Genomic DNA, 1,256 nt, shown 5'->3' with positions numbered 1-1,256 from the left:
TTTGACCGTGTCCCCGATGCGGCGCACGCCGCGGTGTGGGCGCTGATCCACACCGCGCAGAACGAGCATCCCGGGCGCATCACCCTGGTGGACACCGACGACTCCGCGGTCACCGGGGACCGGCTGGCGGCCGTGGTGGCGGCGCGGCCGACCGGTGAGCCGCAGTTGGCGCTGCGCAAGGGTGCTGTGCACCTTGCCCGGCTGGCGCGCGCCGCGATCCTGGCGCCGCCGGACGGTTCGGGCTGGCAGTTGGGCACCACCGGCAAGGGTGATTTGGCCAACCTGGCGCTGCTGGGCACCGAGTCAGAGACGCTGGCGCCGGGGCAGATTCGCGTCCAGGTGCGCGCCGCCGGGCTGAACTTCCGCGACGTGGTGGTGGCGTTGGGCGCCATCGCCGATGACGGGATGGGCAGTGAGGCCGCCGGGGTGGTGCTGGAGGCCGGCCCGGGGACGTCGGTGCGTGCCGGGGATGCGGTGATGGGGCTGTTTCCGCACAACGCGTTCGCGCCGACCGCGATCACCGACGCGGCCATGGTGGTGGCGGTTCCGGCCGGCTGGTCGTTCACCCAGGCCGCCTCGGCGCCGATCGTGTACCTGACCGCCTACATTTCCCTGGTCGAGATCGCCGGGCTGTCGGCGGGGCAGCGGGTGCTCATCCACGCCGGCGCCGGCGGGGTGGGGCAGGCCGCCATCCAGATCGCCCGCCAGCTTGGCGCCGAGGTGTTCGCCACCGCGCACCCCGACAAACAACACGTGCTGGCCGGGCTGGGGATCGAGGCGGCGCATATCGCGTCGTCGCGCACGCTGGATTTTGTCGACACCTTCAAGGCGGCCACCGACGGCCAAGGCATGGATGTCGTGCTCAACAGCCTGGCCGGGGATTTCGTCGACGCGTCGCTGCAGTTGCTGCCGCGCGGCGGCCGTTTCGTCGAGATCGGCAAGACCGACATCCGGGTGCCCGACGACATCGCCGCGGCCCATCCCGGGGTGGACTACCGCGTCTACGACTTGTCCAGTGCGCCCGCGGAATCGCTGCAGCCGGCGTGGGCGGCGTTGCTGGCGCTGTTCGCCGCCGGTGCGCTGCGGCCGTTGCCCACCACCAGCTACGGCCTGGTGAACGCCCCGCAGGCCTTCCGCGACATGAGCCAGGCCCGTCACACCGGGAAGATCGTCCTGATCCCGCAACCGGTGCTGGAGCCCGAGGGCACCGCGCTGATCACCGGCGGCACCGGCATGCTGGGCGCGCTGTTCGCCGA

General features: G+C 72.1%; 1 protein-coding gene. It reads left to right on the top strand.

Going from position 1 to position 1,256, the window contains the following annotated elements:
* Window positions 1-1,256: zinc-binding dehydrogenase (locus A5673_RS18905; protein WP_156748375.1), on the top strand; the 1,256-nt coding region annotated here is incomplete at both ends.

This window comes from Mycobacterium sp. E3198 (genome assembly GCF_001667015.1).
Taxonomy (GTDB): domain Bacteria; phylum Actinomycetota; class Actinomycetes; order Mycobacteriales; family Mycobacteriaceae; genus Mycobacterium.
This window is presented reverse-complemented; position numbering and strand designations above follow the sequence as displayed.